Genomic DNA, 26,352 nt, shown 5'->3' with positions numbered 1-26,352 from the left:
ATACGACTTGCGCCATTACCGCACGCTCACCACGCCGGCCCCATTGTAGCTGTGGTATTCGGCGTTGTACATCGCATCCGCATTCACTGGTCCCAGCTTGAAAGTGCCTTTGCTCACGGCGCGGCAGAGGTAATAGAAGTGCTTGGGCGTGCCAGTGGCGGTGGTGAAGAGGTTAATCCGGTCATCCCGCACGTCCAGATAATCGGGCGTGCTGGCGTCTTTTGCCCAGTTCAGCTCGCGCAGCGCTCCGATGCGTGGGTTCTCAATTTCGAGGCCGGCGGGGAGCAGGTCGGTGATGGCCACGTTCTTCACTTCGCCCGCCGCATCGCCGGCTTCGAGGGTGATTTTTACCACCACCAAGTCGTTCTGACGGAAGCTGGGGGCACCCAACGGGGCGCCGTCGCGGGTAAGGAACTCGCGGCGCACTTTCAGGTAGGCATCTTCCTCGTGCACCTGGCCGCTGGCCGAGATGCCCTCGGTTTCCCAGAAGTAGTAGAGGTTGCCCTTACCGGCGGTGCGAATGCTCAGGTTGCGGTTGGCCACGTTGCGCAGGGTGAAGTCCTTACCATCGAAATTGCCGGCCGGCTTGCCGTCGATGAACAGGCTGGCAGTGGCGGTGCTCTTGGCGTTCTGGCGGGCTATTTTGCCGAGGGCCAGCAGGCCGAAGGCGCGCTCCTGGGTGCTGAGCCAGCCGGCCTGCTTCATCTGGCGGCTGAGCTGGCGGGCGATGCCAGGAATTTGCGGGTTGTTGGGGTCGGTGCTGACGAGGGCATTGAGGATGAGGCCCTCGTCGCGGATGGGCGAGTAGAACGAGCCATCAAGGGCACGGCCGGCCGCTTTCTCGCCGCCAAACTTGGTGGGCAGCAGCTCGCGGAAGGCGCGCTGGTTGCCGAGCAGGCTCTGGGTGCAGGCCAGCAGGAACTTGGAGTCTTCGGCCAGCAGGGGGCGGTTGGCGCGGTAGTAGTTCAGGGCCACGGGGTCCTGGCGGCCGGCCAGGGCCAGCACGTAGAGCGTGTAGGCAATTTCCTTTTTGGCGATGGTGCGCTGGCGGGCCAGGTTGTTCACGTCGAAGTACTGGTAGGGCTCGGTTTCGCGCTTTTTGAGGCGGAAGGCCAGGTATTTCAGCACCTTGTCGAGCACCGACTTATTCACCGCGAAGCCGGCCTGCTGGGCTTCCTGCAGGAAGTGCGCGGCGTAGGCAGTGGCCCACCAGTTGTCGTAGTCGCCGCCCGGCCAGTAGCTCAGGCTGCCGTTGTAGAGCTGCATGCTCTCAATCTTGCGGATGGCTTCCTGCACGTGGTAGTTGGGGTTGTAGCGCTGAGCCTTGGCGGCGGCCCCGGTTTTCTGCTGCAAGGTGGCGGCCAAATCGGCGTAGTACAGCTGCGGGAAAGCGGCCGATACGGTTTGCTCCAGGCAGCCGTAGGGGTATTGCAGCAGGTAGCGCAAGTCCTTGCTGAACTCTGTGAGCGGCGAGCGGCTCACCACCAGCCTACTGGTGAGCGAGGCGGGCAGGAAATCGGTTTTTAGGTTGAGCGGAAGCGTGGCCCCGCCGGCTACTACGCCGCTGCCGGTGCGCTTTTCGAGCGAGGCGGCGGGGCGGATGGGGAGTTCGATGGTTTCGGAAAAGATGCTTGTGTACCCACTCTTTGCTTCCGGATTACACGTTGCTTTGAGCTGAACGGAGCCAATCTGATTGCCAACAACCATGTGAAATATAAACCGGCGTTCAGCATTAGCGGAAAGTACGGTTTCGTTAGCGTCCCCTTGTTTTCCTTTCTCAAAACCGTTGAAAAAAGCCACTCTTGCACTAGGCTGAGGTTGCTTATTATCCACGGCAATACCAGCATAACACTGGATGGGTTTATTGGTCGTGTTTGTAAAAGTTATGGGCACGTCAACCGTATCGCCAGGACTGGCAAACCGCGGCAGCGCTGTCGAAATCACCACCGGGTCGGCCACCTTCATCGTGGCTTCGGCCGAGCCGAAGGCATCGTCCTTGTAAGCCACGGCCATGATGCGGAGTGCCCCGCTGAACTGCGGTACGCGGACCCGGTAGCGCACTTTGCCGTCGCCGTCGGCGGTCAGCACGCCGCTCCATTTCGACACCAGTTTCACGCGGCGGTTGGGCACGGGGTTGGTGCGGCGGGCCAGGTCGGCGGCGTCGCCGCCGCTGCTGCTGGTGCCCAGCTCGGGCAGCAGGAAGGGGTACACATCAAACGCCGACACTTCGAGGGCGCGCTTCTGGTAGAAGTAGGCGTGCGGGTCAGGGCTCTGGTAGCCGTTGCGTTGGAGAATGCCCTCGTCCACCACGGCCAGGGTGAGCTGGGCGCGGGGCGCGGTTGTGATTTCCACGGTTTGCCAGGTCTGGGAGCGGCTGGCGGCCGGCGCGGCAATGGCCACGGCCAGGCGCGAGTCTTCCTTTTCCACGGTCAGGGGCAGGAAGCCGCGGGCCACGGTGAGGGGCAGGCGGTCCTGGGCGGTGTGGGCGCGCACGGCGGTGGCCGTCACGTACACGTTGGGCACGTGCTCGCCCTTGATGGGGATTTTGACCTCGGCCGCCTTGCCGTCGGTGTTCACGTAGAAATGGTCGAGCACATTGGCCCGCTCCACCGTCACGAGAATGCGGCCGGCGAAGGGCGATTTCAGCAGCAGGTTGGCGGTTTCACCGGGAGCGTACTTGGGCTTGTCGGCCTCAATGGTCACCTCACCCTCGTTGTTTACCTCGAAGGCATTGCCCTGGGTGTCGCCGTAGCCGTAGGCGTAGAAAGTCTGGCTGACGTAGCTGGTGGCGCCTGGGCGGCGTACCTGCACCTCATACTCGCCCGAGTAGATGGGCGTGAAGTTGAAATCGGTCTGGCCCTTCACCGTGTAGTCCACGTTCATCACGGTCTGGGCGCGGCGTTGCGAATTGTACACGAACCGACCGCCCTGGCGTTCCAGCACGGTTTCCCAAAGCATGCGGTAAATAGTTACCTGCGCTTCGGCGGTGGTGGGCTTGCCGGCAGGCGTCACGGCCACCAGCTTGAGGGGCAGCTCCTGCCGGGTACTCACCAGGCTGGGCAGGTCGCGCATGCCGAACATGGTGGTCTGGGTTTGCACGTCGAAGGTGGCGAGGCGGTTCACGGGCCGGCCGGTTTCGTCGAACACCGTGGTGAAGGCCACGCCTTCCAGCGTGCCCATGTCGTGGTAGTCGGGCACGGTATAGGAGGCCGTGCCGTGGCCGGTGGCGTCGGTGGTGCCTTCGCGCACGGTTTTCCCAAGGGTGCTTACCCAGTCGTCGCTGGTTTTGCTCTGGCCGTTGTTTATCTCAAAGCTGTAGTTGGGGTAGCCTTTAGGCTGGAAGGACTTCTGCTTGAGCGAGAATTCGACCTCGTACTTGCGGTCCGACGCGGGTGGGCCAAACAGGTTCATGGCCGTGATGCTGGCCGTTACGTCCTGGCCCGGCTTGAGGATTTTTGGCGCGGCCGTCACGGTCACCTTCAGGCGGTCCGGAATGAATTCTTCCACGCTGATGGGCCGCGAAGTCAGCAGCACGTCGTTGCCGGTCAGCACCTCCAGGGTGTACTGGCCGGTCATCACGGTGGGCGGCAGAATAAAGCTGCTTTCGAACGAGCCCGCGCCGTTTAGCTTCTTCTGCAAGATGCTGTATTCCTTGCCGGTGGGCATCAGCAGACGGATTTTCATGGGTAGGCCAGTGGGCGGCAGCTTCCAGTCTTCGGTCCGAATCACCGTGTTGGTTCGCACCGTGTCGCCGGGCCGGTACAGGTTGCGGTCGCCGTATAGAAACGCTTGGTAGTGGGCCGCGTTCGAGGTCAGCCCGCCCACCTCAAAGCGCGAGGTTTCGACCCGGCTTTTGGTCAAATCCAGGAATGAAAAGTCGGCATCCTTCACCGCCGTAATCATGCCCAGCGTGAAGCGCTTCATGCTGGCCGCCGAGTCGAACTGCGCCACACCGGATTTGTCGGTCGTGGTCGTGCCAATCACCTGGTTGTTGGAGCTCACAAGGTTCACCGTTACCCCACTCAGCGGCTCGGCTGTGCGGATGGAATTGGCGAAAACCACCGTGCCGCCCGTGGCGCCCTGCTTCACAATCAGGCCCACATCGGTCACGGCCACCAGCTTGCTCACTTGCAGCCACTGGCGCTCGGTGTCCTGCACGCGCACCACGTACAGCCCCTTCATCGGTCCCTGAAATTCCAGGTCCTTCAGGTTGAGGTTGAGCAGGCGCAGGCCCGCTTCTTTGGGCAGGCCATTCACCGAAATAGTGCGCTCCGAAATCACGTTGCCAATGTTTTCGGTGTCGTAATACTGGAAGCTGTGGTCCACGTACTCGCCGTTTTCGTCGGTGCTCGACTCGCCGGAGTCCTCCGAGTCCTCGCCGTCCATGCCGGGGTAGCCGTACTGCTTTTCGCCGCGCAACAGCTGCTGAATGTTGTTGGCGTATACCTTGGCAATGGTCACTTTCACCTTGCCCACTTCGTTGATGCGCAAACCCAGGTTGCGGTTCCCCAGCGCATCCAGGTACATGGCCTTGTCGTTGCTGGTGAAGCTCAGGCTCGGCCGCTCATTACCAAACGAAACCGCCTGACTATACGCATTGTCCAACGTGCCGCCCAGCAGCCCACGCGCGCCCTGCGCCAACGAAACCTGGTAGGTTTTGCCCACTTCAAACCCGCCGCGCAGTGCGAAGCCGCTTTCCAGCGCTTCGGCCGTAAAGGCCACTGTAGGCGTCACTTTCAGGCTGCTCTGGATGTCAGCCACGCTCACGGGCTGGTTGGTGAGCACCGTCACCACGGGCTGCCCGTTAAGCAGCGAGCCGGTGAGCTCGCGCACTTCCAGCGTGCTCTGGTAGGGCACGTCGGCCGGGGCACTGAGGGCCTTGGTGGTGGGGGCGGTGCCAGTGGCCGGGCGCAGGCCGGGGGCCACGTTAATCTGCAACGCAATGCCCGGCTTCACCTCCTGCATGAAGGTGATGGCCACCATATCGTCCGGTTCGGCCGAGTTCACCTCGACGGCCACGGGCGCGCCGTCCTGGGTCACGGTTAGGCGCGACTTCACGTCGGAGGGCCGCACGGGGTAGTTGAACACCAGGTTGGCCTTGAGCTCCGCCGTGCCCGCCGCCCGCTTCGAGCTGCCGTAGAACACCTGCGGCGCGCTCATATCCAGGTAGGGCGTGTGGAACTTAGGCCGGTTCAGGGCCAGCTTCTGCTTGTCGCTGGGCAGTGCTTCGGGCCGCAGCGCTGCCGAAAAAACCGTGCTGGGCCGGAATGGCTCCAGTGGCGAAAACGTCAGCTCCCGGTCGCCGGTCCACTTGAACTTGCCCCGGATATTAGGCGAAAACGTAACATAGCGCGTGGTGTCCCAGCGGTTCAGCTTGCCCTCATCCACCACCTTCTCATCAAAGGTGAACACGAGGTTGGAGTACGGGTCGATTTCGTCGCCGTCGGTCTGGGCCGCCTCAACGGCTTGCTCCTGAGCGGTTTTTTTCGAGCACGAAGCAGCCGCCAGCAGCACAAGCAGCAGGGGCAAAAAACGGTATTTGGCCAACATGGGAAAGGAAGGAGTGAAAACCGGCCGGAAGGTAGCAGAAAAGCGCCAGCGTTGCGTTAGATGAATACTACGGAGGTGCAATATTTTGCCTCCCGGCATGGCTGGTTGCAGGCGTGGGGCCGGGGGTAAGGCCTAACATCAGAACGTCACTTCACCAACTCCAGTACCTCCCGTAGCCGCTCCACCGCCCAGAACTTCACCTCTGCCAGTAGCTCCGCCGGCACGTGTTCGTGAATCCAGTTGGCGTGGTAGGGCACGTGGACGGCCGAGAAGCCTAGCCGAGCCACCGGCAGAACATCCGACTTCAATGAGTTGCCAATCATGACGAAATTTTTAGGCGTGGCCCCAAGGCGCGTAAAGAGGCGTTGGTACGTGGGCACGTCCTTCTCGCTCACGATTTCGACGTAGTCGAAGAAGTCGCCCAGGTCGGAGCGGGCTATTTTGCTTTCCTGGTCGAACAGGTCGCCTTTCGTGAGCAGGATGAGTTTGTGCCCACGTTGCTTCAGTTCGGTCAGCACGTCCACCACATCGGGCAACGGCTCAATGGGGAAGCGCAACAAGTCCTTCCCCAGGTTTAGAATCTGCTGGATTTCGGCGCCTACCACGGCCCCGCCCGAAAGCTGAATCGTGGTTTCAATCATCGACAACATAAACGACTTGGCCCCATAACCAAACAGCTGCATGTTGGCCCGCTGCACGTCGTAGAGCCGCGCATTGATGGTAGCGTCGTCAGCATAGGGGGCCAGCAGCTTCAGCAGCTGGGCTTCCACATGGTCAAAATGCGGTTGGTTAGGCCAGAGCGTGTCGTCGGCGTCGAAGGCGATAAAGGTTTGGATAGGCATGGGGTGGAGCCATCAGGGGTAGGAGCAGAGTCTGCCCCCGCCCGTTGTTGAACGGTGACGTTGGTAGCGGCGCGACCGGTGGGCGGGAACAGGACCCAGCCCCGACGTCCGTTCAATTACCCAACGAACGCCGCAAAGCTACCGAACTTTGCCCCCTATGAAGCACCTTATCGACCTCGAAACCTGGCCCCGCCGCGAGCATTTTGCCTTCTTCTCCGCCTTCGAAGAACCCTTCTTCGGCCTCGTGGCCAACGTCGACTGCACGGCCGCGCAGGCCGAAGCCAAGCGGCTGGGCGTGTCATTTTTTCTCTACTATCTCTACCACGCGCTGGAAGCGGCCAACGAAATCGAGGAGTTTCGCTACCGCATCGAAGACGGCCAAGTGGTCTGCTACGACCGCATTCACGTCTCCGCCACCCTCGGCCGGCCCGACCACACGTTTGCCTTCTCCTTCATTGAACAAGACGATACGCTGGCCGGCTTCATCGCCGCGGCCGAAGTGGAAATAGCGGCCGTGCAGGCCAGCTCCGGCCTGCGCCTCTCCGACGCCACCGCCCGGCCCGATGTTGTGCATTGCTCGGCCCTGCCGTGGGTGCGCTTCACTGGGCTCACCCATGCCCGCAGCTTCCGCCACCCGGATAGCTGCCCGAAAATCTCCTTCGGCCAGGTGTTCACCGAAAACAATACGCTGCAAATGCCGGTGTCCGTCAACCTGCACCATGGGCTGGGCGATGGCTACCACGTCGGGCTGTTTCTGGCGGCATTTCAGCGGCGGCTGGGGTAGGAGCTGTTTGGGCGCGTAATAGCTGCTAGGGTGAGATTTTTTTGACGGTATGACCCTAGCAGTTTTGCTAGGGCAAGTTTGTTTTTACGAAACGGCCCTAGCAGCCGGTGTCAGTCCGCCGTTGCTGGGAATACTGGCTTACGTTTGTGGTGTGCCGGGCTACCAAGTGGCATCGCGTCGGCCACCTGCCGGGCCCCGTATTGCCTCTGCACCCAGTCTGTGAAGCAGCTAACCGTGGTTTCCACGCTGCATTACTCACCTCATGCGCTACTAAACCCCATACTGCCATGCCCGCCGACCAAATCCGCCTCTACGACGACGTTGCCTTCCTGACCGGCCTGCAACCTGCCCGCAACTACCTCAACCTGGAATCCCTGAACCGGGCGGCCGACTACATCAAAGCCGAACTGGCCAAGCTGCGCGGCACCGTCACTGAGCAGGCGTTCGAGGCCGATGGCCGTCGCTACCGCAACATCATTGCCTCTTTCGGCCCGCCGGACGCGGCGCGCATCGTCATCGGCGCGCACTACGACGTGTGCGGCGACCAGCCCGGCGCCGATGACAACGCCAGCGCCGTGGCCGGCCTGCTCGAAACCGCTCGCCTGCTGCACCAGCACCAATTACCCCTGCATTACCGCGTCGATTTTGTGGCCTACCCCAACGAAGAGCCGCCCTTTTTCGGCACCGAGCACATGGGCAGCGCCGTGCATGCCCAGTCCCTGTACGCGGCCGGCGTGCCGGTGCGGGCCATGCTGTGCTACGAGATGATTGGCTACTTCAGCAACAAGCCCGGCTCGCAGCATTTCCCTAACGAGGCGCTGGCCGCCCGGTACCCCAGCGTGGGCAATTTTATCATCGTAGTGGGCAAAACGGGCCAGGAGAAGTTTACCGAGTACATCCAGCATCATATGCAGGCCCATGCTGATAACCTCGATGTGCAGCAAATCAGCCTGCCCGAGAGCATGCCGCTGGCCCGCCTCTCCGACCACCGCAACTACTGGACCTACGGCTACGACGCCGTGATGATAAATGACACGTCTTTCCTGCGCAATCCCAACTACCACGAACCCTCCGACACCATCGACACGCTGGACTTTGCGCGCATGGCGCAGGTGGTGAACGGCGTGTTTGGGGCCGTGCTGGCACTGTAAGTGACAGGCTCGTCAGGTGTAAGTGTGCTGGCAAGCAAGTTGCTAGAACGCAGCTACTCCGTCAACGTGGGTTAATTATTCCAATGCTTCCCCGCATTTAGCCGGCCATCAAGTGGCTTTTTTCATGGCGGCTGTTTGGAATATATTTTATGGTATTCCGATGGCCGAAACCCAATAGATGCCGTATATTTAAGTAAAGCCAACTGCGGCCTTAGGCCTTGTAAGCCAAGCCTAAAAGAGAAGAACTGACGGCCGCATAATCTGCTGAAATTCCAGTTGGCTCCCCCGGACTCAACTAAATCTTCCGACTGATTAATATGAGCGAAAACGTACTCTTCTCAACTCGTCATGCAACTTATTGGGTGCCTGTCGCTGGCCGTAGTGCTGGTGCAGGCCGCCGCAGACCCGCCGCGGAAAACTGACCCACTACCGACCACTGCCCACTCGACATCCATCACCTGGGCCTCGCCGGATACGCTGCCTGCCGCACTGCAGGCGTTGCTAAATGATACAGTGGCCAGTCCCAGCCACCGGTTGGTGCGCTGGCACGACCTCCGCGCCACCCGGGCATTCTACGCGCGGCGAGCATATGCGCCCGCTTGGCCAGCCGGCCCGGACCCCCACGCTCCGGGACAAACTGCCCTGGGCCTGTTGCTGCAAGCCGAGGATTATGGTCTCCAGGCTGCCAACTACCACGCGCCCGCCCTGCGTGCACTGGCGGCTCTACTAGCGCAGCCCGATACCAACAGCGCCCGCCGCCTTGGGCGGCAAGCCCGCTTTGAGGTACTGCTGACCGATGGCTTAGTACGCTTTGCCCAGCATCTGCACCAAGGTCAGCTGCGCGAATGCACGCCCTCGCCCCTGGAAAAACCGAATTCGTTGTTCGATGCTGGGGCATGGCTGACGCAGGCATTAGCGGCGCCCGATTTTAGCTTGGCACTGCTGCGCTGCCAGCCCCAGCAGCGCGAATATCAACTGTTGCAGCAGGCATTGGCCCGCTGGCTGCACCAGCCTGCCACGACCAAATCGCAGGCCTGGCAGCGCCGGGCTCAGCAAATGGCCGTGACCCTGGAGCGTTGGCGCTGGCACGCCATCCCCATGCCCGACTCCGACTATGTGTTGGTGAATCTGCCGGCATATGCCCTGGAAGTGGTGCGCCGGGGCCAGGCAGTGCAAACCCAACGCCTCATCATTGGCAAGCCTGACAGCCCCACGCCCACGCTCAGCAGCCAGCTCAAGGCTTTCACCCTCACGCCCGAATGGCGTGTGCCCTACAGCATTGCCTCCCGGGAACTCCTGCCCAAGCTGCGCGATAATCCCGGCTTCGCAGCAAAGAACAACTACGTCATCTATAATGCGAAGGGTGAGCCGATAGAGGCCCGCAGCGTAGACTGGTGGGACGTGCGCCCCGAGCGGTTTCCCTACACCATCAAGCAGAAGCCCGGCAAGGGCAATGCACTGGGCACGGCCATCTTCCGCTTCACTAATCCTTACGAAATCTTTCTGCACGCCACCTCCCGGCCCCACGACTTTGCCTTGGCTTACCGGGCACTGGGCCACGGCTGCATCCGGTTGGAGCACCCGCGTCGGCTGGCTACTTTCCTGCTCGGGGCCGACAGTACCCAAGCTGCCCTGCCACCCGAAGGCGTTGCCGAGGCTGCGCCCAGCCCGCGCCGCTATGCCCTGCGGCGGCAGGTGCCGTTGCACGTGCGCTACGCCACCTGTGCCGTAGTAGCGGGCCAGCTGCACTTTTACCCCGATGTTTATCAGCAGGATGAGTTGTTGCGGCAGCAGCTGTTCGGCTCCGCATTGGTGGCTAAAGCTCCAGCGCCGCGGCCCGCAACACTACTGCTTCACCAACTGGCGGGTGGTGGGCAAACCGTCAATTTCAACCAACAGGGTGTACACCCCAGCCTGCCGAAGCCCTAATTCTTCGGTGTGCAGCTGGTAGTCATAGGTGCCGGCAGCCTGGCGGGCTTTGGTGAGGGTTTTCACGCGGCGGCCGGCGGCATCCAGCACCACCAGGCGCACGTCGGTGGCGCGCGAGAGGGTGTAGGAAAGGTTTAGCACATCAGTGACCGGGTTGGGATAAGTTTCAATTTTATACTCGGCGGTGCTGGCGTCGAGCCGGGTGCCCGTCACAGTGTTTTGCACGTTCCATTCCACCACGTAGCGGTGCGCCGTGTTGTGGCTGACGTTTTTGCTGAGCGCAGTGGTATCCACCACTTCGGCCCGAATGATGTGCGGACCGCCCGTGAGCAGGGTTGTGCCTACACGCACCACAGCGGTATTTCGGTTGAATACCACGCCATCGCGCTTCCAGGTCACTTTTAGGGTATTGGGGTTGGGCTGCAGCAGGTCGAGGCGGAAGGTGATGTCCTGCGTAGGGTTGCTGATGGTGGTATTGGTGGGGGTGTAGCCCTGCAGGCCGCGGGCCGCGGCGTGGGTGCGCTCAATCAGTGTTTCGATGCAGACGCTGCAAAAGGGTACGCCCAGAAAGCGCATTTTGCAGTTTTGGTGCGGGCGGCTCCAGGCGGGATTTTCGGTGGCGGCGAAAGGGTAGTTGCCCACACCATTCAGGCCCACCCAACTCTGCCAGCGCAACGGCGTTACCACGGCCGGCTGGGTCATGTTGGGCTTTTCGGCGGCGTATTGCTGGCCGGCCCAGTACTCGTCGGCCAGTGCGCCGAAGGTGTGACCCATCTCATGAATCATGACTTCCGGGGCCGAAGTATTGGCCGTCATCGTGATGATGGACCCACCCGAGCCGCCGTATTCCGGGCTATTCACCATCACAATGGCCTTGGTGTACTGCGGAAAGCTGGCGGCCAGCACCGAGCCCAGCGCGCTCTGTCCGCTGGTCACAATCAGCCGGTGGATGTTGCCCGAATCAAATGTGGTGTTAAAATACGTGGTGGGGTTGGCTATCCCGAAGTTGGGCACAGTGGTGCAGTCGCTCGCCGTGCGCGGGTGCTTCGTGCCCGACTGCGTGGAGGGCACGCGAATAGCAAACACGTTGAAATACTGCTGGTACTGTGAAAACGGTGGTTGCTGAAAAATAGCCGATACCGCCCGGTTCACATCGGCCAGGTAGGTACTCATCTGATTGGCCTGGTAGCCATCGCCCACGAAAACAAGGTTGATGCGGTTGTTCAGCGGGCCATTTTTGATGAGGGTATCCACTGGAAATACCTGGGCCCGGCCGGGCAGGGCCAACAGCAGCGCACAGCTCAATAACAGTAAAAAGTTTTTCATGGGAAGCTAATTTGGCAGTGGGAATGTGACGGAAATAGGGGATATGGCGGCTGGCCCAACCTCTTCCAGCCGCACGGCGCGGGCCTTGGGCTGGCGGGCCACCCGCACGAAAAACTCGGCCTGGGCCAGGGAGATAGTGTGGCGCTGCATGGCGCCGGTGCCGGGAGCGGCTGGGGCTTCCACATCCTGCAGCAGCGGGTGCGGCAGCTTGCGGGACGGGCCGCAGGGCGCATTGGCGGCATCCAGCTGCGAGAGCAGGAGGTAAGACGTCCCGGAGGGTTCCTCATCATCGGCCGCGGGATTGGCTTGGCCTGGCGTGGCTTTTAGCATCAGCGGCTCCAACTGGTGCGTGCCGGTAGCAGCCGTACTCATCCGAAACGACAGAAACAGCAGCTGCGGCGTAGTTCCAACACTGGTAGTAGCCGCGGCATCGGGCAGGGGCTGGTAGCGGTAGGGGGCCCGCTGGCAGGCCGTCGCAATCATTAAAAGCGCTAGTGCGAATATGCCCGTGGGCCAGCAGGTTGTCATGCTTCAAATATAACCTTTTGCTCAGCTAGTAGGATGCCCGGGCCGTCGGACCGGGCCGCCGACGTTCGGCAAGGCAATACCTTTGCGGCATGCGCATTCTCCACGTTCTATCGGCTGAGTTCTTTGCGGGTTCTGTTGCCTACGCCGTGTCTTTGGCCGAAGCTCACCGTGCCCAGGGCCACGCCGTGTGGCTGGTGGCTGATTCCGACCAGCTTCCCACCGGTGCTACCCAGGTGCAAGCGCCCATCGGCAACCGGCGCTACGGCCAGCGCCTGCGCAATGCCCGGCTCATTCGCCAGCTCATCCAAACCGAACATATTGACGTTGTGCACGCGCACTCACGGGCGGCCAGTTGGGTGAGCTACGTGGCCCTGCGCGGCCTCAAAGTGCCACTGGTGAGCACCGTGCACGGCCGCCAGCACCTACACGCATCCACTTCCCTGTTCGACATCTACGGCGATACCGTTATTGCCATTTGCGGCAACCTGCGCGAGCATCTGATAACGGAAGTGAAGATGGCGCCCGCCAAAATCGTGGAAATTCCCAACGGAATAACCTTTCAGAATGAGGAATTCGCCAGTGCTGTCGCTGACGTTGCTGGCACAAACAATTCCTCAGGTGAGCCATTACGCCTCGCGTTTATTGGTCGTTTTAATGGAGGGAAAGGGGAGCGGGCGGCGGCGCTGTTGCAGCAGGTATTTCCGACGCTATTGCGGGAATTTACCGCGCTGCGGCTGGCACTCATCGGCGGCGAGCTGGAGCATCTGCCGGCCGCGGGTAAGGCGGCCCTTGCGCAGGTGCAGGCCGAGTTTGGGGAGCGCATCGAAGTAGTAGGGTTTACTAAGGATGTGGTTGGTTGGCTGGCCCGTACTAGCTTGGTCATTGGTGCAGGGCGCGTGGCTATCGAGGCGTTGGGGGCCGGACGGGCCGTACTGGCACTAGGCGAATCCAGCTACGCAGGCCTGGTAACGGAGGCTACGTTTGCTACCGCTGCGGCTTCCAATTTCGGCGATATTTCGGCCCGGCAATCTCCTTCAGAGGTCGATTTTGCGACCTTGCTGGCCGATGCGCGAGCCTTTCTGCTAGCGCCGCAGCCCGTGGCTGCGGCGCTATGCCAGCGGGTACGGGCGCGCTACAGCTTGGCCACGGTGGCTGCGCGGGTTCTCGAAACCTACCAGGCCGCTCGCATGCGTAAGGCCGTGCCGAATTTCATTCCAGTGCTCATGTACCACAAAATTCCTGACGCGCCACTGGCCACCAAGCACCAGATTTACGTCACGAAGGAGAACTTTGAAAAGCACCTGGCTTACTTCAAGCAGCACAAGCTGACACCCATCACCTTCGTCGACTACCTGCAATTTGCCAGTGGCGAGCGGCCCCTGACCGACTTCCCGCCCCGCCCCATCATCCTCACTTTCGACGACGGCTACACCGATAATTACACCAACCTGCTGCCGCTGATGCAACAATACGGCTACCGCGGCGTGCTCTACTTGCTCGGTGATTTCGACGTGCGCTACAACCGCTGGGATGCCGACTTCGACCCCTCCGAACCCCGCTCCGAAATCATGGACGCGGCCCAAAAACGAGCCTTCGTGGCTGCAGGCTGGGAAATCGGAGCCCATACCATGTCGCACCCCCGGCTGACCACCTTGCCACTGCCCGAAGCTGCCGCCGAAATCCAGCGCAGCAAAACGGCGCTGGAAGCCGCGCTGCAAACCCAGCTTGTGAGCTTCGCCTATCCCTACGGCGACCTCAACGAGGACGTGAAAGAAGCTGTGCGGGCCGCCGGCTTTGCCTTCGGCGTAGCCACCGACACCGGCGGCCTGCACCTGGAAGACGACCGTATGCAGGTGTTTCGGGTCAACATGTTTCCCAATGAAACGGCTGGCAGCTTATTCAAGAAAACTGCCACCTGGTACCGCAAATACTACCGCTGGAAGCGGAAGAAATAGTAATTCATCGCATCAATCAACCGCACTCCGCAACCGGGCCAGTACCTGCTGAAGCTGCTCGTTGCTCACATCGGCCAGTTCTACTTTTTTGAAGGGCGACGTGTGGCCAGCCAGTAGTGTTACCCGGTTTTTGGCAATGCCGAACGTGGTAGCCAGGTAGGCTTGCAGGGCAGCATTGGCCTTGCCCTCCTGCGCGGGGGCATTGAGGCGAACAACGGCGGTGCCATCGGGCCCAATAAGGAGTTGATTGATGCGGCTGCCGGGCTTGGCTTTGAGGTGTAGAATGGCCATGCGACGGCGAAAATACGCTACTCTTCGGTCCGGCCCAGGCGCGCCTGCCCGAAGGGACACTGGTCCAGCACCACGCAGCGCCCACAAGCCGGCCCGCTAAAGTAGCAGCACTTCTGACCGTGAAACATGAGTGCTTCGTGGTGGTCGTATACCTGCTGGGCGTCCCAGCCGGGCGGAAGCAGGGCTTCGAGCAGCTTGTGGGCCGGGCCTTCGCCCACCTTCGGCCCGATGAGACCCAGGCGTTGAGCCACGCGGTGGTGATGGCTATCAACGGGCATGGCGGGGATGCGTAGCGTGCTGAACAGCAGCGTGGCTGCGCTGGTTTTTGGCCCCACCCCGCTGATGCTTTCCAGCCAAGCCCGCGCCTCGGGAATGGGCATTTCGGCCAGAAAATCGAGCGAGCACGGCGCGTCGGTGCCGCAGCGCTGGCTGATTTCGCGCAGCACAGCCTGAATGCGCGGAGCCTTCTGCTCAGGCCAGGTGCAGGCCCGGATGGCATGCTGCACGGCCTCAGTAGGCGCGTCGCGCACGGCCTCCCAGGTGGGAAACGTGGCCCGCAGCTCCTGGTAGGCGCGGTGCGAGTCGGCGTTTTTGGTGCGGTGGGAGAGCAGCGCACTCACCAGCTCGCTCAGCGGGTCTTTGGTGCTGAAGAAAGGAAAAGGAGCCCCGTATTCGGCACACAGGCGGGCGTGCACCAGCAGGGCTTTGGCCTGGCGGGCTGCGAAATCAACATCAACAACAATAGGAGCGGGCATAAAAGAAGGTACTGCAAACCACCGACTGGGGTTCGCAGTACCTTGCTTTGGTTGCGGCGGAAATGCAGCTTGTCGGGCTGCTACCGCCCCGCGTTGTACAGGGCAATGGCCTGCCGCTGGTTGTTGGCCTGCTTGCTTTGCAGCACAATAGGCACGATGAGCACCGGCAGCGCCAGATAGGTAATCGGCGACACGCCGTTGACGCCGGGCCGTAGCGTCTGGGTGAGGCCGTAGAGTAGCAGAGCACCGCCCGCCACATAGCTGCCCACGGTAAGCTGCTGGTAGCGCCGCGACTCCAGCAGCAGCTGTTGCGCACCGGCATTGTCCTGGGTGGCCAGGAGCAGGTTTTTGGAGGTCAGGTTCTGAATAGGGCCGTTGTCTTTGGAAAAATACTCGGTTTTGATGGTGCGGTAGCCGCCGTAGGGGTAGCCACCAAAACCACCGTAACCGTACCCACCATAGCCGGGGTAGCCAAAGCCGCCCGGCCCCGAGCTATACTGCGTCGAGGTGATGGAGTAGAGGCTGAGGCGGCCGGTTTTCTCGCGTCGCAGCGTAGTCTCCCGCGAGGAGTTGGGCAGCGTGGTGCGCACGTAGTGCCCGGTTTCATCTTCGTAAAAACCCACTTCTGCCAGTTCAAACTTCCGCTGCCCGTCCAGCAGCAGGTAGGAGCGGCCGAAGAGCGGGTTCTTTGTTTCCACATCGTTGGCGCTGTACACCATGCCGTTTTTCAGCCCCACCTGGAAGCGGGTCGGGCGGGCATTATTGCCCGGTAGCTGGCCCGCAGGCGTGGGCGCGTACACGGGAGCTGCCGGAGCAGGCGTAGGAACCGGCTGGGGTGCCGTAATGATAGCGCGGCGGGCAGTATCGGGCGGAGCCACGGGCACGGCGTCGAGCTGGCGTGGGGGCGGAGCTACCCGGGGCTTGGCAGGAGCTGGCATGGCGGGCGGGGCTCCCAGCTGACGCGGAGCATCGTCTTGCGCCCTGGCGGCGCGCCCACCCAGCAGGCTCAGTGCCAGCGCTGGAAGAAGAATGGGAATTTTTAGCATAGCAAGGCAGCGGTGAAGGCCCGGAGGCCGAACAAGGTACCAACGTTCGGCAGAATTACGCCAAACCGGCCCCCAAAGCTGGTAAACCGGCTGCCGATATCCCAAACCGCGAACGAAAAACAGATACTGTAAATTCCGCTTTCAGCCCCTGAAATGCGTGCGAAGCGCTGGCTAGTTTCAGAGGTTCAGTCGCTTACTTCAGGAGCTTTTCCAGCAGGCTGAGGCTGTCGGCTAGGTCGCTGCCGGTTTCAAAGTCCAGCGGCTTGAGAATATAGCCGCTCACGCCCAGCTTGTCGGTATTGATGCGGTCCACATCCATGCTGGATGTAGTGGTGATGAACACCGGAATGTGGGCAAGCTCGGGGTTGGCCCGCAGCTCGGTCAGGAATTCGATGCCGTTCATGCGCGGCATGTTCAGGTCCAGCAGAATAACTTCGGGCAGGGGGCGCAGCGGTGCAGCGCCGTTGCGCCCTTGCAATAGGTCAAGGGCTTCTTCGCCGTTGAAAGCGGTATGTAGCTGGTGCGGCACATTGAACTTGGCAAAGGATTTCTCCGCCGTCATCGTGTCAAAAATATCGTCTTCAACTAGTAAAACAGAACGCATGGATTTAGTGATTAATGATTAACGCTTAGTGATTAATTTGATGGGTAATGGCTGGTGATGAATGATTGCCAATTAGTAATTAATGGAACCGTTTTAGTTGGTAAATAGAGGCCTGACCCATTTGCAAGCAATAATGAACGGTTGATTAATAATCATTAACCATTCATCACCAATCAATATTCAAGTGGGTTTATTTTGGCCACGTAAAGATAAAGCCTGCACCCTGGCCCACCGCCGATTCGACGCGAATGCTGCCGTGCTGCTCGTTGATAATTTTCTGCACAATGCTCAGGCCAATGCCCGTGCTCTCCGCCGTGTTGCGGTCACGTAGGGTCTGAAAAAGCAGGAAAATCTTCTGGTGATATTCCGGTGCAATTCCCGGTCCGTCGTCCTGCACCCGGAATTCGTAATAGCTCCCTGCGTCCTGACAAGTTACTGCGAGGTGGCCGGCACCGCGCTGGTGATACTTCACGGCATTCGAGAGCAAGTTGGTGAACACTTGTTGCAAGCCCAACCGCTCGGTTTCGAAGGTGGGCATGCCGGGGCCGATTTCAAGCCGAAAATCGGGGGGCACCACTAGGTCGCCTACTTCATGGAGCAGCTGCTTCACGTCCACAGTTTCGCGGGTTTGGGTGGTACGGCCCACGCGGGCGTAGGCCAGCAGGCCATTTATCAGGTCTTCGAGCCGGCTAAGGCGGCCTTTCATCTGGTTGAGGTAGGTACGCATCTGGGGCGAGAGTTCAGCCGCCAGCTCGTCCTCAATCCACTTCACAATAGTCGTCACGCCCCGTAGCGGGGCTTTTAGGTCGTGCGAGGCCACGTAGGCAAACTGGTCAAGTTCCTGGTTGCGCTTTTCGAGGGCGCTGAAGCTGGCATCCAGCGTCAGGGTCATGCGGTTGAGGGTGGCGGCCAGGCCACCGAGGTTGTCTTCAGTTGTATCGGTTATTTTCACGGTGTAGTCGCCCTGCACCACCTGCTCAGCCAGCTCCCTAATCTGAGCAATCCGGCGGCTGACTTCAGCATTAATTTCGGCCAACTCGGCTTGCAGGCGGCGGTTGTCGGCCAACTCCTGGATGATTTTCATCACCAGCCACACCACAATCAGCACCGCCAGCACAGCCGAAATCAGGACTACAATCGGCGTAGCTTTCTCAAATATGTCCTGCAGGGCACTGCGCTGGGCCAGCAGGGCCAGCTCATTCTGCTTGATGCGGGTGTAGAGCAAGCGCACCTGCCGCAGGGTCTGGCGGTCGGTGTCGAGCAGGGTTTGCATGGCCGACTGGCTCATGGATTTTTTGATTTCCGTGAGTGGGCGCAGAATGCGGAACTCCTGCTCCACCAACTCCTGCAGCGAGTCGAGGCGTGCGCGCTGGGCGGGGTTATCTACGGTCAGCTCTTCTAGGCGCTTCAGGCTGGCGGGGAGCTGGCCGCTGGCCATGCTGTAGGGCCGCAGGTACAGCGTGTCGCCGGTGAGCAAGTAGCCCCGGGTGCCCGCCTGCGCGTCCTTGAGCACGGCCGTCACCGATTCCACTTCCTGAAGCACCTGATAGGTATGCTCTACGTTTCGGGTTTGCACACCCAGGCCCCGGATGCTCCAGAAGGAGGCCGCCGCCGTGAGCAGCAGTACCCCAATAGCCAGGGCGAAGCCGATAATGATTTTCAGGTCAATTTTTGATTTCATAAGGGGCGAAGGTACTGGCCCGCCCTACGCCCGAGCTCGGGGTAAGGTTGGGGGCGGGGCTGGGGCCGGTATCTTTGTGCCCATGCCTTTTGTCCCCACCGACCGCCTCAGCAGTCCCCAAAACCCCCGCATTAAGCAACTGCTCAAGTTGCAGCAAAAGTCGGCCGAGCGTCGCGCCTTAGGCCTTACCCTGGTCGAAGGCCTGCGCGAGCTCACCATTGCCGTCGAGGCCGGCGTACCAGTTGCTACCATTTACACCTGCCCCGAGTTGGCCGGCGAAACGGGTTTAGCTGAGCTGCGGGCTTTGTTTTCGGGCAAAAAAGATGCGCCCGAGTGGTTTGAAGTCACCCGCCCCGTCTTCGAAAAGGTAGCCTACCGCGAAGGTTCCGACGGCCTGCTGGCTGTACTGAAAACGCCCGCCCGCTCTCTCGCCGACCTACGCCTGCCAGCCAACCCGCTTGTTATCGTGCTCGAAGCAGTGGAGAAGCCCGGTAACCTCGGTGCCATCCTCCGCACCGCTGACGCTGCCCCCGTTGACGCCGTCCTCATCGGCGACCCGCGCACCGATTTATTCAACCCCAACGTCATACGGGCCAGCATTGGCTGCGTGTTTACCGTGCCTACCGTGGCTGCGCCGGTAGCCGATATTCTGGCTTTCCTGCAAGAGAAAGGTATCCGGACGCACGCCGCTGCCCTCGCCCCCGAGGCCCGGCCCTACACCGAATACAGCTTCCGGGGCCCTACCGCCTTGGTAATGGGCACCGAGGCCGACGGCCTCACCCCCCAGATGCGCGCAGCCTGCGACGAAACCCTCATCATACCCATGATGGGCCGCATTGACTCGCTCAACGTGAGCGTAGCCACCGCCGTGCTCACTTTCGAGGCCATTCGCCAACGGGTAGCCGGCGTTTAGGCAGCCTGCTCAGGTGCTTTTCTCCTTGCCCAGCTGCGCCCGAATCCGGCTGAGCGAAGGTCCTCTGATGCCCAGATAAGAAGCAATGTGCCCAAGCGATACCCGATTGGTAATGCCCGGAAACTGCTGCAGCAGGGCCAGGTAGCGTTGCTCGGCCGATTGAAAGAGCAGGCTTTCGGTCTTGCTTTGTTGGTAAATCAGGTATTGCTCGGCAAGCCGGCGTCCAAACCGCTCCCAGCCGTGTGACTGCGTGTAGAGGCGCTGCAACTGCTCGGTGGTAATCACCAGCAAGTCGGCGTCTTCCAGCGCGGCAATGTAGTAGGGACAAGCCTCGCCGGTAAGTAAGCTTTTGAGTGAAGTCAGAAACTGTCCCTCGGTCACAATGAAAACCGTGTGTTCCTCCGATGTCTCCGGGTCGACATAGTACACCCGAAAAAGCCCGCTCACGATGAAGCCAACGTGTCGGCATACAGAGTTACGGAAGTTAAAAAACTCGTTTTTCGCAATGCTGCGCAACGTCCAGCAGCCATCAGCCAGCTGCAAATCATCTTCCGAAAGGTCGGCAAAAGCTTGCAGGCTCTGGGACAATAATGAGTAAGGAGAAGCGGAAAGCATGGCAAATGGACAAGAGAATGAACGCAGCACGGCTACAACTATTCACGACCCTGGAAGTAACGGACGTGTGAGCGCAAATAGGTATTGAGGCAAATGAAGCGACGTTTCGATGCTTTTTAACATAGGTGAAAATTCGGCTTGGGACGGGTCGGGACCTTTGTCCTATCATCAACCTTCACCCCAAAGCCCTATGTTCGCTCCCTCAAATACCGCCGTCAACCCTTTCCGCATAGCCAGTACCGCTCAGGCCCTGCGAACCCTGTACTTCGTGCGCGCCGCTTTTTCCCTCATTTGGGTTGGCCTGTTGCTCGCTTTCGTAAAATCCTCGCCCACCATCACGGCCATCCTATTGCTGGTGTATCCTACCTGGGATGTGGCGGCCACTTTCTTCGATATCCGCGCCAATCGTGGGCCCTCATCCAAACTGCCGCAGTTCACCAACATCGTTATCGGCCTTCTAACGACCGTGGCGGTCAGCGTGGCCCTGAAGCAGGGAGTGCCAACGGTACTTGTCGTTTTCGGTGCCTGGGCTGGTCTCACCGGGCTCATTCAGTTGGTGCTGGGGCTGCGTCGCCGGCGCACATTTGGTGGTCAATGGCCCATGATTTTGAGTGGTGGCCAGTCCATTATTGCAGGTGCTTCATTCATCGCCATGGCCCAAGCACCCACCATGGGCATTGTCAATCTGGCCGGCTATGCTGCTTTCGGAGCATTTTATTTTCTGCTGGCGGCATTCCGGCTGGGTAAACCATCTCGTGCGGTCTAATCACAAACCAGCCCTTGGAAACCAAGAGCCGAATATGCCCTTTACTGCCGATGCAGGCCCGATTGGCATCAATACACCGTCACACTAAAACCCAACTCCTTGGCCAACTGGCGCGTTTCTTCAGCCTGTGCATCGGCCACCACCGTTAGCGCATAAGAGTCGCTGTCCAGCGTAAGCAGCACCAGCGCCAGGCCAATAGGCTCTAATAAATCCTGCACGATGTCGAGCGCTTCGGGCCCGGTCACCGCAGAGCGTCCCCAAGCCGGCTCGCCAAGCTGCATAGCACGATGCTGCTGCGTCAAGGTCTCATTAAGGCCATAAACCAAGTCGGAGGCCACGTCTTTCCAGTCACTTTCCCAAACCAACTCCTCGTTCAGGAGTGCATCAATCAGCGCTAAATCCCGCAGTTCCTGTACCGGCAAGCCGGCCACAATGCCGCGTTCTGCCAACTCTTCGGCATACTGCTCCTGATAGCCGGCCGGGTCGCTCAGCACCAGTGTCAGTCGTTCAGTCACCCGCTCGGTAGCGGCCTCATCAGCAAGCGTGAAAAGCTGCACAAACTGATTTATTACATCCATATTCATAAAGGAGGGGGTAAAAAAATAACTAAAGCAAAAAGGCGCGACTTAATTGTCGCGCCTTTTTATCATATTAAATTCAATAATCCACCAAATCTACGGTCCTTACTCAGCCGTCTTGGCGTAGCGCAGACGCTCGTTCTCGTCGAGCAGAATCTTACGCATCCGAATCGACTTCGGCGTCACTTCCAGATATTCATCCTTCTGGATGTATTCCATGGATTCTTCCAGCGAGAACTGACGCTTAGGCACAATCTTGGCGTTTTCGTCCGAACCCGAAGCACGCATGTTGGTTAGCTTCTTGCCTTTCTGAATGTTGATGGTCAAGTCGTTGGGGCGGGTATGCTCGCCGATAACCTGGCCCGCATATACTTCCTCGCCCGGGTCCACGAAGAACGAGCCACGGTCCTGCATCTTGTCGATGGTATAAGCCGTGCCGGGGCCGGTTTCCAACGAAATCAGCGAACCAGCGATGCGGCCGGGAATTGTGCCCTTATGCTCTTCGAAGTCGATGAATCGGTGATTCATGATGGCCTCGCCACCCGTGGCGGTTAGCACGTTGTTACGCAGGCCAATCAGGCCGCGCGACGGAATGCGGAACTCCAGGTGCTGCAGGTCGCCCTTAGGCTCCATGATGGTCATCTCGCCTTTGCGCATGCTCACCAGTTCAATCACCTTGCCGGCAGTCTCCTCAGGTACGTCTACCACGAGCAATTCCATTGGCTCGAGGCGCTTGCCGTTGTCATCTTCTTTAAAAATAACCTGGGGCTGACCTACTTGCAACTCGTAGCCTTCGCGACGCATCGTCTCGATAAGTACCGACAAGTGAAGAATCCCGCGGCCGAATACGAGGAAAGTATCCTCTTTGTCGGTCGTCTGCACGCGCAGGGCCAGGTTTTTCTCAGTTTCCTTGAACAGACGGTCACGCAGGTGACGCGAAGTTACAAACTTGCCTTCCTTGCCGAAGAACGGCGAGTTGTTGATGGTGAACAGCATGTTCATCGTAGGCTCGTCGATGCTGATGCGCTCCAGGGCCTCCGGGTTTTCGAAGTCAGCCAGCGTATCACCAATGTCGAAGCCTTCGATGCCCGACACCGCGCAGATTTCGCCGCTGCTCACTTCCGTTACCTTGGTCCGGCCGAGGCCTTCGAATACTTGCAGTTCGCGGATTTTAACCTTCTTAATGGTGCCGTCGGCCTTCATCAGGCTCATGTTGGAACCTTCTTTCAGGGTGCCGCGGTGCACGCGACCAATGGCGATACGACCTACGAACGACGAATAGTCGAGCGAGGTAATCTGCATCTGAGGAGTACCTTCCAAGGTCGGTGCGGGTGGAATTGAAGCCAACACAGCGTCCAGAAGGGGCGTGATGTTGTCGGTCTTCACTTTCCAGTCGGTGCTCATCCAGCCTTGCTTGCTCGAACCATAAAGGGTCACGAAATCAAGCTGGTCCTCGGTGGCACCGAGGTTGAACATCAGGTCGAATACCTGCTCGTGCACCTCGTCGGGACGGCAGTTTTCTTTGTCTACTTTGTTTACCACCACAATGGGCTTCAGGCCCAAATCGATGGCTTTGCCCAGCACGAAACGGGTCTGCGGCATGGCGCCTTCGAAGGCATCCACGAGCAGTAGCACGCCGTCGGCCAGCTTCAACACGCGCTCTACCTCACCACCGAAGTCGGCGTGGCCAGGGGTGTCGATGATGTTGATTTTTACGTCTTTGTAGCGTACCGATACGTTTTTGGAAACGATGGTAATGCCACGCTCGCGCTCCAGGTCGTTGTTGTCGAGGATGAGGTCGTCGAACTGCTGGTGGGCGTCGAAAATTTTAGATGCGTGGATGATTTTATCCACCAAAGTGGTCTTGCCGTGGTCAACGTGAGCGATGATGGCAATGTTCCGAATATTCTGGGCCATATGGATTGGTTTTGCGGGTGCAAAGGTACAGAGAAAAAGGCGCAAAGCCTTGTGGTACTCAACTATTAACATGCACCTAGTTGGGTCGGGCTATTGGCGCAAGATGTTATGGTTGGGTCCAGTGCGCTAAATTCCAGAAGTAGGGTGTAAGGTTCCCGCAGCGCAATCGTCTAACCCACCGACCAAACCGGCCTCCGGCTCCGTATGTTGGCCATTCACCATTCTAGCAAATTCTTGCCATGCGTTTTCCCTTGCTGTTCTTATTTATTTCGGCGCTTACGCTCAATTCGGCCTGCTCCCAAAAGCGCGATGTTGCAGTTAATACGCCCCGCCCACCCCGCACCGTAGCTGGCAAAACGTACTTTCAGCCCCAGCCCGTGACCGGCCAGCCCAATGAGTTTCCTGTACGCCACACCGAGGCCGAATGGAAGAAATTACTCACACCCGACCAGTTCTACATCCTGCGCGAGCAGGGTACTGAGCGCCCTTTCACTGGCAAATACCACGATAACCACGCCGCTGGTACCTACTACTGCGCTGCTGACCACAACCTGCTTTTTACTTCCGATGCCAAGTTTGAATCAGGTACCGGCTGGCCTAGCTTCTACGCACCGGCCACCAATACCAGCGTGAAGGTGGCTTCAGACAATAGCTTTGGTATGAGCCGCGACGAGATAGTCTGTGCCAAGTGTGGCGGCCACCTCGGCCACCTTTTCGACGATGGGCCCAAGCCTACTGGCCAGCGCTATTGTATGGACGGTAATGCGCTGGTGTTTGAGAAGAAAAAGTAGAACAGCCTGCACTATTATAGGAAAATTCACAAATCGAGGCCCTCTGGCAATCCAAGCCGGGGGGCTTTTCGTTGGTATTAAGTCACTATAATACCAGTTGTGGGTGGGAAACCACAGAAGGTGTTAGTTAAAAATTCATACTTAATCTTCTATGGAAACGAATTCATCCCCCATCAGCTACTTGCAAAAGGCCGTTGAACCCACACGTCAGGTACTACTCAACAATGGCTTGTATTACCGCCTGCGCACCTTACCTGACCTACGCCATTTCATGGAGCACCATGTGTATGCAGTGTGGGATTTTATGTCGCTGCTCAAGGCACTGCAGCGCGAACTGACCTGCGTGCAGGTGCCCTGGGTGCCCACTGCTAACCCGGCCACGCGGCGGCTCATCAACGAAATTGTGCTCGAAGAGGAAACCGACGTGGACCCGGAAGGCCAGCCAGCCAGCCACTTCGAGCTCTATCTACGCGCCATGGAAGAATGTGGGGCCAACACGGCACCCATCCGCCGGCTGGTGGCAGCAGTGGCGGCGGGGTGTACCGTTTCCCAGGCCCTAAGCGAAGCCCAAGCCCCGGAATCGGTTCGGCACTTCGTCGAAACCACTTTCGATGTTATTAATTCGGGTAAACCTCATGCGGTGGCAGCGGCCTTCACGTTTGGCCGTGAGGACCTGATTCCGTCCATGTTCCGGCAGTTGGTACACGAGTTGCGCGACCGATTTCCTGGCCAACTCGATACCTTTACGTATTACCTTGACCGACACATTGAGCTTGATGAGGAGGTGCACGCACCACTAGCCCAGCAAATGGTGCGCGAAATGTGTGGCGACGACCCCATGTGCTGGCAGGAGGCCCAACAGGTAACCATTCGCTGCTTAGAAGCGCGCATGGTGCTTTGGGACAGTATTAAGCCCTTGCAGCCCAGCCCGGCATTGGTATAATTGCCTCAACCAGCGGGGCTTATTTTTCGTTTGAAGCAGGCTGCCTATTCCGGCGGCCTGTTTTTTATACCCCATGCTGGATTTTCGTTTTTCTGCCATCGATACCCGTCTGGCCCTGAGTATGGCTGTGCTGCTATCAGCCTGCTCCGTTTCGGAGCAAACCGCCGAAACCGCTGCGCCAACGGCCGTGCCCACCGAAGTGCGTACTGATGCCGACCGGCGCGCTATCTATAACAGCAACGGCGTGCCCAGTAGCAGCGGCTACGCCGTGCCCGACGCCACGCCCAACCGTGTGCGCCTGGGCGAACAGGCGGCTGGCATTAACAACCAGAAGCGCATCGAAAACGTGAATACCAATGACCCCAACAACACTTCGCCGGAAACCCGCCTCCAGCGTCTCAATTACGATGCGCCTCTGCCCGATACAACCCGTCGACGTTAAAAGCCACTTTTGTATCACTAAAAAAGCCCGCTTCCAGGATATTGGAAGTGGGCTTTTTGCTGATGAAGCGGTTATTGGGAGTCGGGGCGGTTTGGTCTGATATCCAATTCCACAGCCGCCTCGGTAGTAATCGGTTGTACCTATGCGCTCACCTCACCGGTGTTGGGACTGGCCGCGGAGCTTGACACATCCGCCTCGGGCTGGGTAGTGGCCTGAACGCGGGGCTTGGGGCCGCGCTTAGCGCCGGTAGCCGCCGCAGCTTTAGCGCCAGGCTTTGGGCCACGCTTGGCACCTGTGGTGGCAGGCTTGGTAACCGTTGCGATGGGCTTGCGGCCACGTGGCTGGGGTGCGGCAGGAGTAAGCTCGGTGGCATCATCAGAGCGCTGGGAGTGGGACTTGCGCGGCGAGCCGTCTTTATGCAGCGTCTGGTCTTTTTTGCCTTTACCTATGCCACCCTCGCTGCCGTTAGTTGTGGTAGCGCTGCCCGCAACAGAGTCATAATGCCGCACAATGGTGTGCAGGGCCTCTTCAAACATTCGTTCCGTGTCGACATCGAGCCGTCGCGTGGCTTCTTTTACTACTTCCTTCAGCTTCGCCTTCGTTTCTTTGCGGATGCGTGTCACCACTTCGCTCATGCGGTTGTTCAGCTCCTTTTGCAATTGCTTAGCCGCCGACTTGAGGGTCTTTTTCTGGCTGGCTTTTTTGCTGGCGCGGTCATCAGTGAGGTCAGTAGTGGCGCGACTAGCTTTCTTGGCCGATTTGTGTGCCGCTTTTTCTTCCGGCGTGCGTTTCGCACTTTTTTCTGTTTGAACCGGAGAAGCAGGTTTTTTCATCTGAAAAAAATTGTTTAGTTAAGGTGAAAGAGAGGAAAGTTGGGACCAATTGATGCAATAATAAAAAGCCTCCGCTCAAATATAAAATCAATTAAGCGTCAAACGGTTTGCA

At 59.4% G+C, this 26,352-nt stretch carries 22 protein-coding genes; 9 read left to right on the top strand and 13 right to left on the bottom strand.

Features of this window, described 5'->3' with window-relative positions; translation table 11 throughout:
- Positions 1 to 15: 15 nt before the first annotated feature.
- Positions 16 to 5,550: an alpha-2-macroglobulin family protein gene (locus J4E00_RS11560; protein ID WP_208175303.1), complete on the bottom strand. Its 5,535-nt coding sequence runs from the start codon at positions 5,548 to 5,550 to the stop codon at positions 16 to 18.
- Between the two features lie 146 nt (positions 5,551 to 5,696).
- Positions 5,697 to 6,392 carry an HAD family hydrolase gene (locus tag J4E00_RS11555; protein ID WP_208175302.1) on the bottom strand — a complete coding sequence of 232 codons (696 nt, stop codon included), beginning with the start codon at positions 6,390 to 6,392 and terminating at the stop codon, positions 5,697 to 5,699.
- A gap of 157 nt (positions 6,393 to 6,549) precedes the next feature.
- On the opposite strand from J4E00_RS11555, the gene J4E00_RS11550 reads away from it, so the two are divergent.
- The 3 genes from J4E00_RS11550 to J4E00_RS11540 all read left to right on the top strand — a co-directional run bounded on the left by J4E00_RS11550 (position 6,550) and on the right by J4E00_RS11540 (position 10,256).
- Positions 6,550 to 7,176: a chloramphenicol acetyltransferase gene (locus tag J4E00_RS11550; RefSeq protein WP_208175301.1), complete on the top strand. Its 627-nt coding sequence runs from the start codon at positions 6,550 to 6,552 to the stop codon at positions 7,174 to 7,176.
- Positions 7,177 to 7,463: 287 nt separating this feature from the next.
- Positions 7,464 to 8,327, top strand: coding sequence for a M28 family peptidase (locus tag J4E00_RS11545; RefSeq protein WP_208175300.1), 864 nt, complete (start codon positions 7,464 to 7,466; stop codon positions 8,325 to 8,327).
- A 348-nt stretch (positions 8,328 to 8,675) separates the two neighbouring features.
- A complete protein-coding gene (locus J4E00_RS11540; protein WP_208175299.1) occupies positions 8,676 to 10,256 on the top strand; it encodes a L,D-transpeptidase family protein in 1,581 nt (526 codons plus the stop codon).
- Here the strand turns inward: J4E00_RS11540 and J4E00_RS11535 are convergent.
- A complete protein-coding gene (locus tag J4E00_RS11535; RefSeq protein WP_208175298.1) occupies positions 10,173 to 11,582 on the bottom strand; it encodes a M64 family metallopeptidase in 1,410 nt (469 codons plus the stop codon). The two genes, J4E00_RS11540 and J4E00_RS11535, sit on opposite strands and share 84 nt — an antisense overlap.
- Positions 11,583 to 11,588: 6 nt before the next feature.
- Positions 11,589 to 12,065: a hypothetical protein gene (locus tag J4E00_RS11530; RefSeq protein WP_208175297.1), complete on the bottom strand. Its 477-nt coding sequence runs from the start codon at positions 12,063 to 12,065 to the stop codon at positions 11,589 to 11,591.
- A gap of 134 nt (positions 12,066 to 12,199) precedes the next feature.
- Between J4E00_RS11530 and J4E00_RS11525 the strand changes: the two genes are divergently transcribed.
- Positions 12,200 to 14,065 (top strand): polysaccharide deacetylase family protein, encoded by a 1,866-nt coding sequence (locus J4E00_RS11525; protein WP_208175296.1) that lies wholly within the window; start codon positions 12,200 to 12,202, stop codon positions 14,063 to 14,065.
- 12 nt (positions 14,066 to 14,077) lie between these two features.
- Here the strand turns inward: J4E00_RS11525 and J4E00_RS11520 are convergent, their stop codons facing one another.
- The 5 genes from J4E00_RS11520 to J4E00_RS11500 form a co-directional block, all read right to left on the bottom strand.
- Positions 14,078 to 14,356 carry a DUF167 domain-containing protein gene (locus tag J4E00_RS11520; protein WP_208175295.1) on the bottom strand — a complete coding sequence of 93 codons (279 nt, stop codon included), beginning with the start codon at positions 14,354 to 14,356 and terminating at the stop codon, positions 14,078 to 14,080.
- 17 nt (positions 14,357 to 14,373) lie between these two features.
- Positions 14,374 to 15,111 carry an endonuclease III domain-containing protein gene (locus tag J4E00_RS11515; RefSeq protein ID WP_236049711.1) on the bottom strand — a complete coding sequence of 246 codons (738 nt, stop codon included), beginning with the start codon at positions 15,109 to 15,111 and terminating at the stop codon, positions 14,374 to 14,376.
- 80 nt (positions 15,112 to 15,191) lie between these two features.
- Positions 15,192 to 16,157 carry a hypothetical protein gene (locus J4E00_RS11510; RefSeq protein ID WP_208175294.1) on the bottom strand — a complete coding sequence of 322 codons (966 nt, stop codon included), beginning with the start codon at positions 16,155 to 16,157 and terminating at the stop codon, positions 15,192 to 15,194.
- Between the two features lie 193 nt (positions 16,158 to 16,350).
- Positions 16,351 to 16,761, bottom strand: a complete 411-nt coding sequence (locus J4E00_RS11505) for a response regulator (protein WP_208175293.1) — start codon at positions 16,759 to 16,761, stop codon at positions 16,351 to 16,353.
- Between the two features lie 190 nt (positions 16,762 to 16,951).
- Positions 16,952 to 18,442 (bottom strand): sensor histidine kinase, encoded by a 1,491-nt coding sequence (locus tag J4E00_RS11500; protein WP_208175292.1) that lies wholly within the window; start codon positions 18,440 to 18,442, stop codon positions 16,952 to 16,954.
- A gap of 82 nt (positions 18,443 to 18,524) precedes the next feature.
- Here J4E00_RS11500 and J4E00_RS11495 point away from each other — a divergent pair, with 82 nt between their 5' ends.
- On the top strand, positions 18,525 to 19,355 hold the full coding sequence (locus tag J4E00_RS11495) for a TrmH family RNA methyltransferase (RefSeq protein ID WP_208175291.1): 831 nt from the start codon (positions 18,525 to 18,527) through the stop codon (positions 19,353 to 19,355).
- 9 nt (positions 19,356 to 19,364) lie between these two features.
- Here the strand turns inward: J4E00_RS11495 and J4E00_RS11490 are convergent, their stop codons facing one another.
- Positions 19,365 to 19,970, bottom strand: coding sequence for a Crp/Fnr family transcriptional regulator (locus J4E00_RS11490; protein ID WP_208175290.1), 606 nt, complete (start codon positions 19,968 to 19,970; stop codon positions 19,365 to 19,367).
- A gap of 190 nt (positions 19,971 to 20,160) precedes the next feature.
- On the opposite strand from J4E00_RS11490, the gene J4E00_RS11485 reads away from it, so the two are divergent.
- A complete protein-coding gene (locus J4E00_RS11485) occupies positions 20,161 to 20,736 on the top strand; it encodes a hypothetical protein (protein ID WP_236049710.1) in 576 nt (191 codons plus the stop codon).
- A gap of 68 nt (positions 20,737 to 20,804) precedes the next feature.
- Here J4E00_RS11485 and J4E00_RS11480 read toward each other — a convergent pair whose 3' ends face one another.
- Positions 20,805 to 21,320: a hypothetical protein gene (locus J4E00_RS11480; RefSeq protein ID WP_208175289.1), complete on the bottom strand. Its 516-nt coding sequence runs from the start codon at positions 21,318 to 21,320 to the stop codon at positions 20,805 to 20,807.
- 99 nt (positions 21,321 to 21,419) lie between these two features.
- On the bottom strand, positions 21,420 to 23,231 hold the full coding sequence (gene typA / locus J4E00_RS11475; RefSeq protein WP_208175288.1) for a translational GTPase TypA: 1,812 nt from the start codon (positions 23,229 to 23,231) through the stop codon (positions 21,420 to 21,422).
- Between the two features lie 239 nt (positions 23,232 to 23,470).
- On the opposite strand from typA, the gene msrB reads away from it, so the two are divergent.
- From msrB to J4E00_RS11460, 3 genes are all read left to right on the top strand, one after another.
- The gene (msrB, locus tag J4E00_RS11470) at positions 23,471 to 24,022 is read left to right on the top strand and encodes a peptide-methionine (R)-S-oxide reductase MsrB (RefSeq protein WP_208175287.1); all 552 of its coding nucleotides are present in this window, start codon (positions 23,471 to 23,473) and stop codon (positions 24,020 to 24,022) included.
- A gap of 151 nt (positions 24,023 to 24,173) precedes the next feature.
- The gene (locus J4E00_RS11465) at positions 24,174 to 24,965 is read left to right on the top strand and encodes a DUF3050 domain-containing protein (protein ID WP_208175286.1); all 792 of its coding nucleotides are present in this window, start codon (positions 24,174 to 24,176) and stop codon (positions 24,963 to 24,965) included.
- A 73-nt stretch (positions 24,966 to 25,038) separates the two neighbouring features.
- The gene (locus J4E00_RS11460) at positions 25,039 to 25,407 is read left to right on the top strand and encodes a hypothetical protein (RefSeq protein WP_208175285.1); all 369 of its coding nucleotides are present in this window, start codon (positions 25,039 to 25,041) and stop codon (positions 25,405 to 25,407) included.
- Between the two features lie 140 nt (positions 25,408 to 25,547).
- Here J4E00_RS11460 and J4E00_RS11455 read toward each other — a convergent pair whose 3' ends face one another.
- Complete coding sequence (locus J4E00_RS11455) at positions 25,548 to 26,240, bottom strand: hypothetical protein (RefSeq protein ID WP_208175284.1); 693 nt, start codon at positions 26,238 to 26,240, stop codon at positions 25,548 to 25,550.
- Between the last annotated feature and the right edge of the window lie 112 nt (positions 26,241 to 26,352).

Source organism: Hymenobacter negativus (genome assembly GCF_017571495.1).
In the GTDB taxonomy this organism is placed as follows: Bacteria; Bacteroidota; Bacteroidia; order Cytophagales; family Hymenobacteraceae; genus Hymenobacter; species Hymenobacter negativus.
Note: the sequence above shows the minus strand (reverse complement) of the source record. Positions and strands in the feature narration are given on the sequence as shown.

Excerpts from the sequence above, each read along its gene's own strand:
- J4E00_RS11490 (WP_208175290.1), bottom strand. The coding sequence starts at position 19,970 with ATGCTTTCCGCTTCTCCTTACTCATTATTGTCCCAGAGCCTGCAAGCT.
- J4E00_RS11545 (WP_208175300.1), top strand. The coding sequence starts at position 7,464 with ATGCCCGCCGACCAAATCCGCCTCTACGACGACGTTGCCTTCCTGACC.
- J4E00_RS11520 (WP_208175295.1), bottom strand. The coding sequence starts at position 14,356 with ATGGCCATTCTACACCTCAAAGCCAAGCCCGGCAGCCGCATCAATCAA.
- J4E00_RS11480 (WP_208175289.1), bottom strand. The coding sequence starts at position 21,320 with ATGAATATGGATGTAATAAATCAGTTTGTGCAGCTTTTCACGCTTGCT.
- J4E00_RS11535 (WP_208175298.1), bottom strand. The coding sequence starts at position 11,582 with ATGAAAAACTTTTTACTGTTATTGAGCTGTGCGCTGCTGTTGGCCCTG.
- J4E00_RS11525 (WP_208175296.1), top strand. The coding sequence starts at position 12,200 with ATGCGCATTCTCCACGTTCTATCGGCTGAGTTCTTTGCGGGTTCTGTT.
- J4E00_RS11495 (WP_208175291.1), top strand. The coding sequence starts at position 18,525 with ATGCCTTTTGTCCCCACCGACCGCCTCAGCAGTCCCCAAAACCCCCGC.
- J4E00_RS11465 (WP_208175286.1), top strand. The coding sequence starts at position 24,174 with ATGGAAACGAATTCATCCCCCATCAGCTACTTGCAAAAGGCCGTTGAA.
- J4E00_RS11460 (WP_208175285.1), top strand. The coding sequence starts at position 25,039 with ATGCTGGATTTTCGTTTTTCTGCCATCGATACCCGTCTGGCCCTGAGT.
- J4E00_RS11540 (WP_208175299.1), top strand. The coding sequence starts at position 8,676 with ATGCAACTTATTGGGTGCCTGTCGCTGGCCGTAGTGCTGGTGCAGGCC.
- J4E00_RS11515 (WP_236049711.1), bottom strand. The coding sequence starts at position 15,111 with ATGCCCGCTCCTATTGTTGTTGATGTTGATTTCGCAGCCCGCCAGGCC.
- J4E00_RS11455 (WP_208175284.1), bottom strand. The coding sequence starts at position 26,240 with ATGAAAAAACCTGCTTCTCCGGTTCAAACAGAAAAAAGTGCGAAACGC.
- J4E00_RS11560 (WP_208175303.1), bottom strand. The coding sequence starts at position 5,550 with ATGTTGGCCAAATACCGTTTTTTGCCCCTGCTGCTTGTGCTGCTGGCG.
- J4E00_RS11500 (WP_208175292.1), bottom strand. The coding sequence starts at position 18,442 with ATGAAATCAAAAATTGACCTGAAAATCATTATCGGCTTCGCCCTGGCT.
- J4E00_RS11510 (WP_208175294.1), bottom strand. The coding sequence starts at position 16,157 with ATGCTAAAAATTCCCATTCTTCTTCCAGCGCTGGCACTGAGCCTGCTG.
- J4E00_RS11530 (WP_208175297.1), bottom strand. The coding sequence starts at position 12,065 with ATGATTGCGACGGCCTGCCAGCGGGCCCCCTACCGCTACCAGCCCCTG.
- J4E00_RS11555 (WP_208175302.1), bottom strand. The coding sequence starts at position 6,392 with ATGCCTATCCAAACCTTTATCGCCTTCGACGCCGACGACACGCTCTGG.
- typA (WP_208175288.1), bottom strand. The coding sequence starts at position 23,231 with ATGGCCCAGAATATTCGGAACATTGCCATCATCGCTCACGTTGACCAC.
- J4E00_RS11505 (WP_208175293.1), bottom strand. The coding sequence starts at position 16,761 with ATGCGTTCTGTTTTACTAGTTGAAGACGATATTTTTGACACGATGACG.
- msrB (WP_208175287.1), top strand. The coding sequence starts at position 23,471 with ATGCGTTTTCCCTTGCTGTTCTTATTTATTTCGGCGCTTACGCTCAAT.
- J4E00_RS11485 (WP_236049710.1), top strand. The coding sequence starts at position 20,161 with ATGTTCGCTCCCTCAAATACCGCCGTCAACCCTTTCCGCATAGCCAGT.
- J4E00_RS11550 (WP_208175301.1), top strand. The coding sequence starts at position 6,550 with ATGAAGCACCTTATCGACCTCGAAACCTGGCCCCGCCGCGAGCATTTT.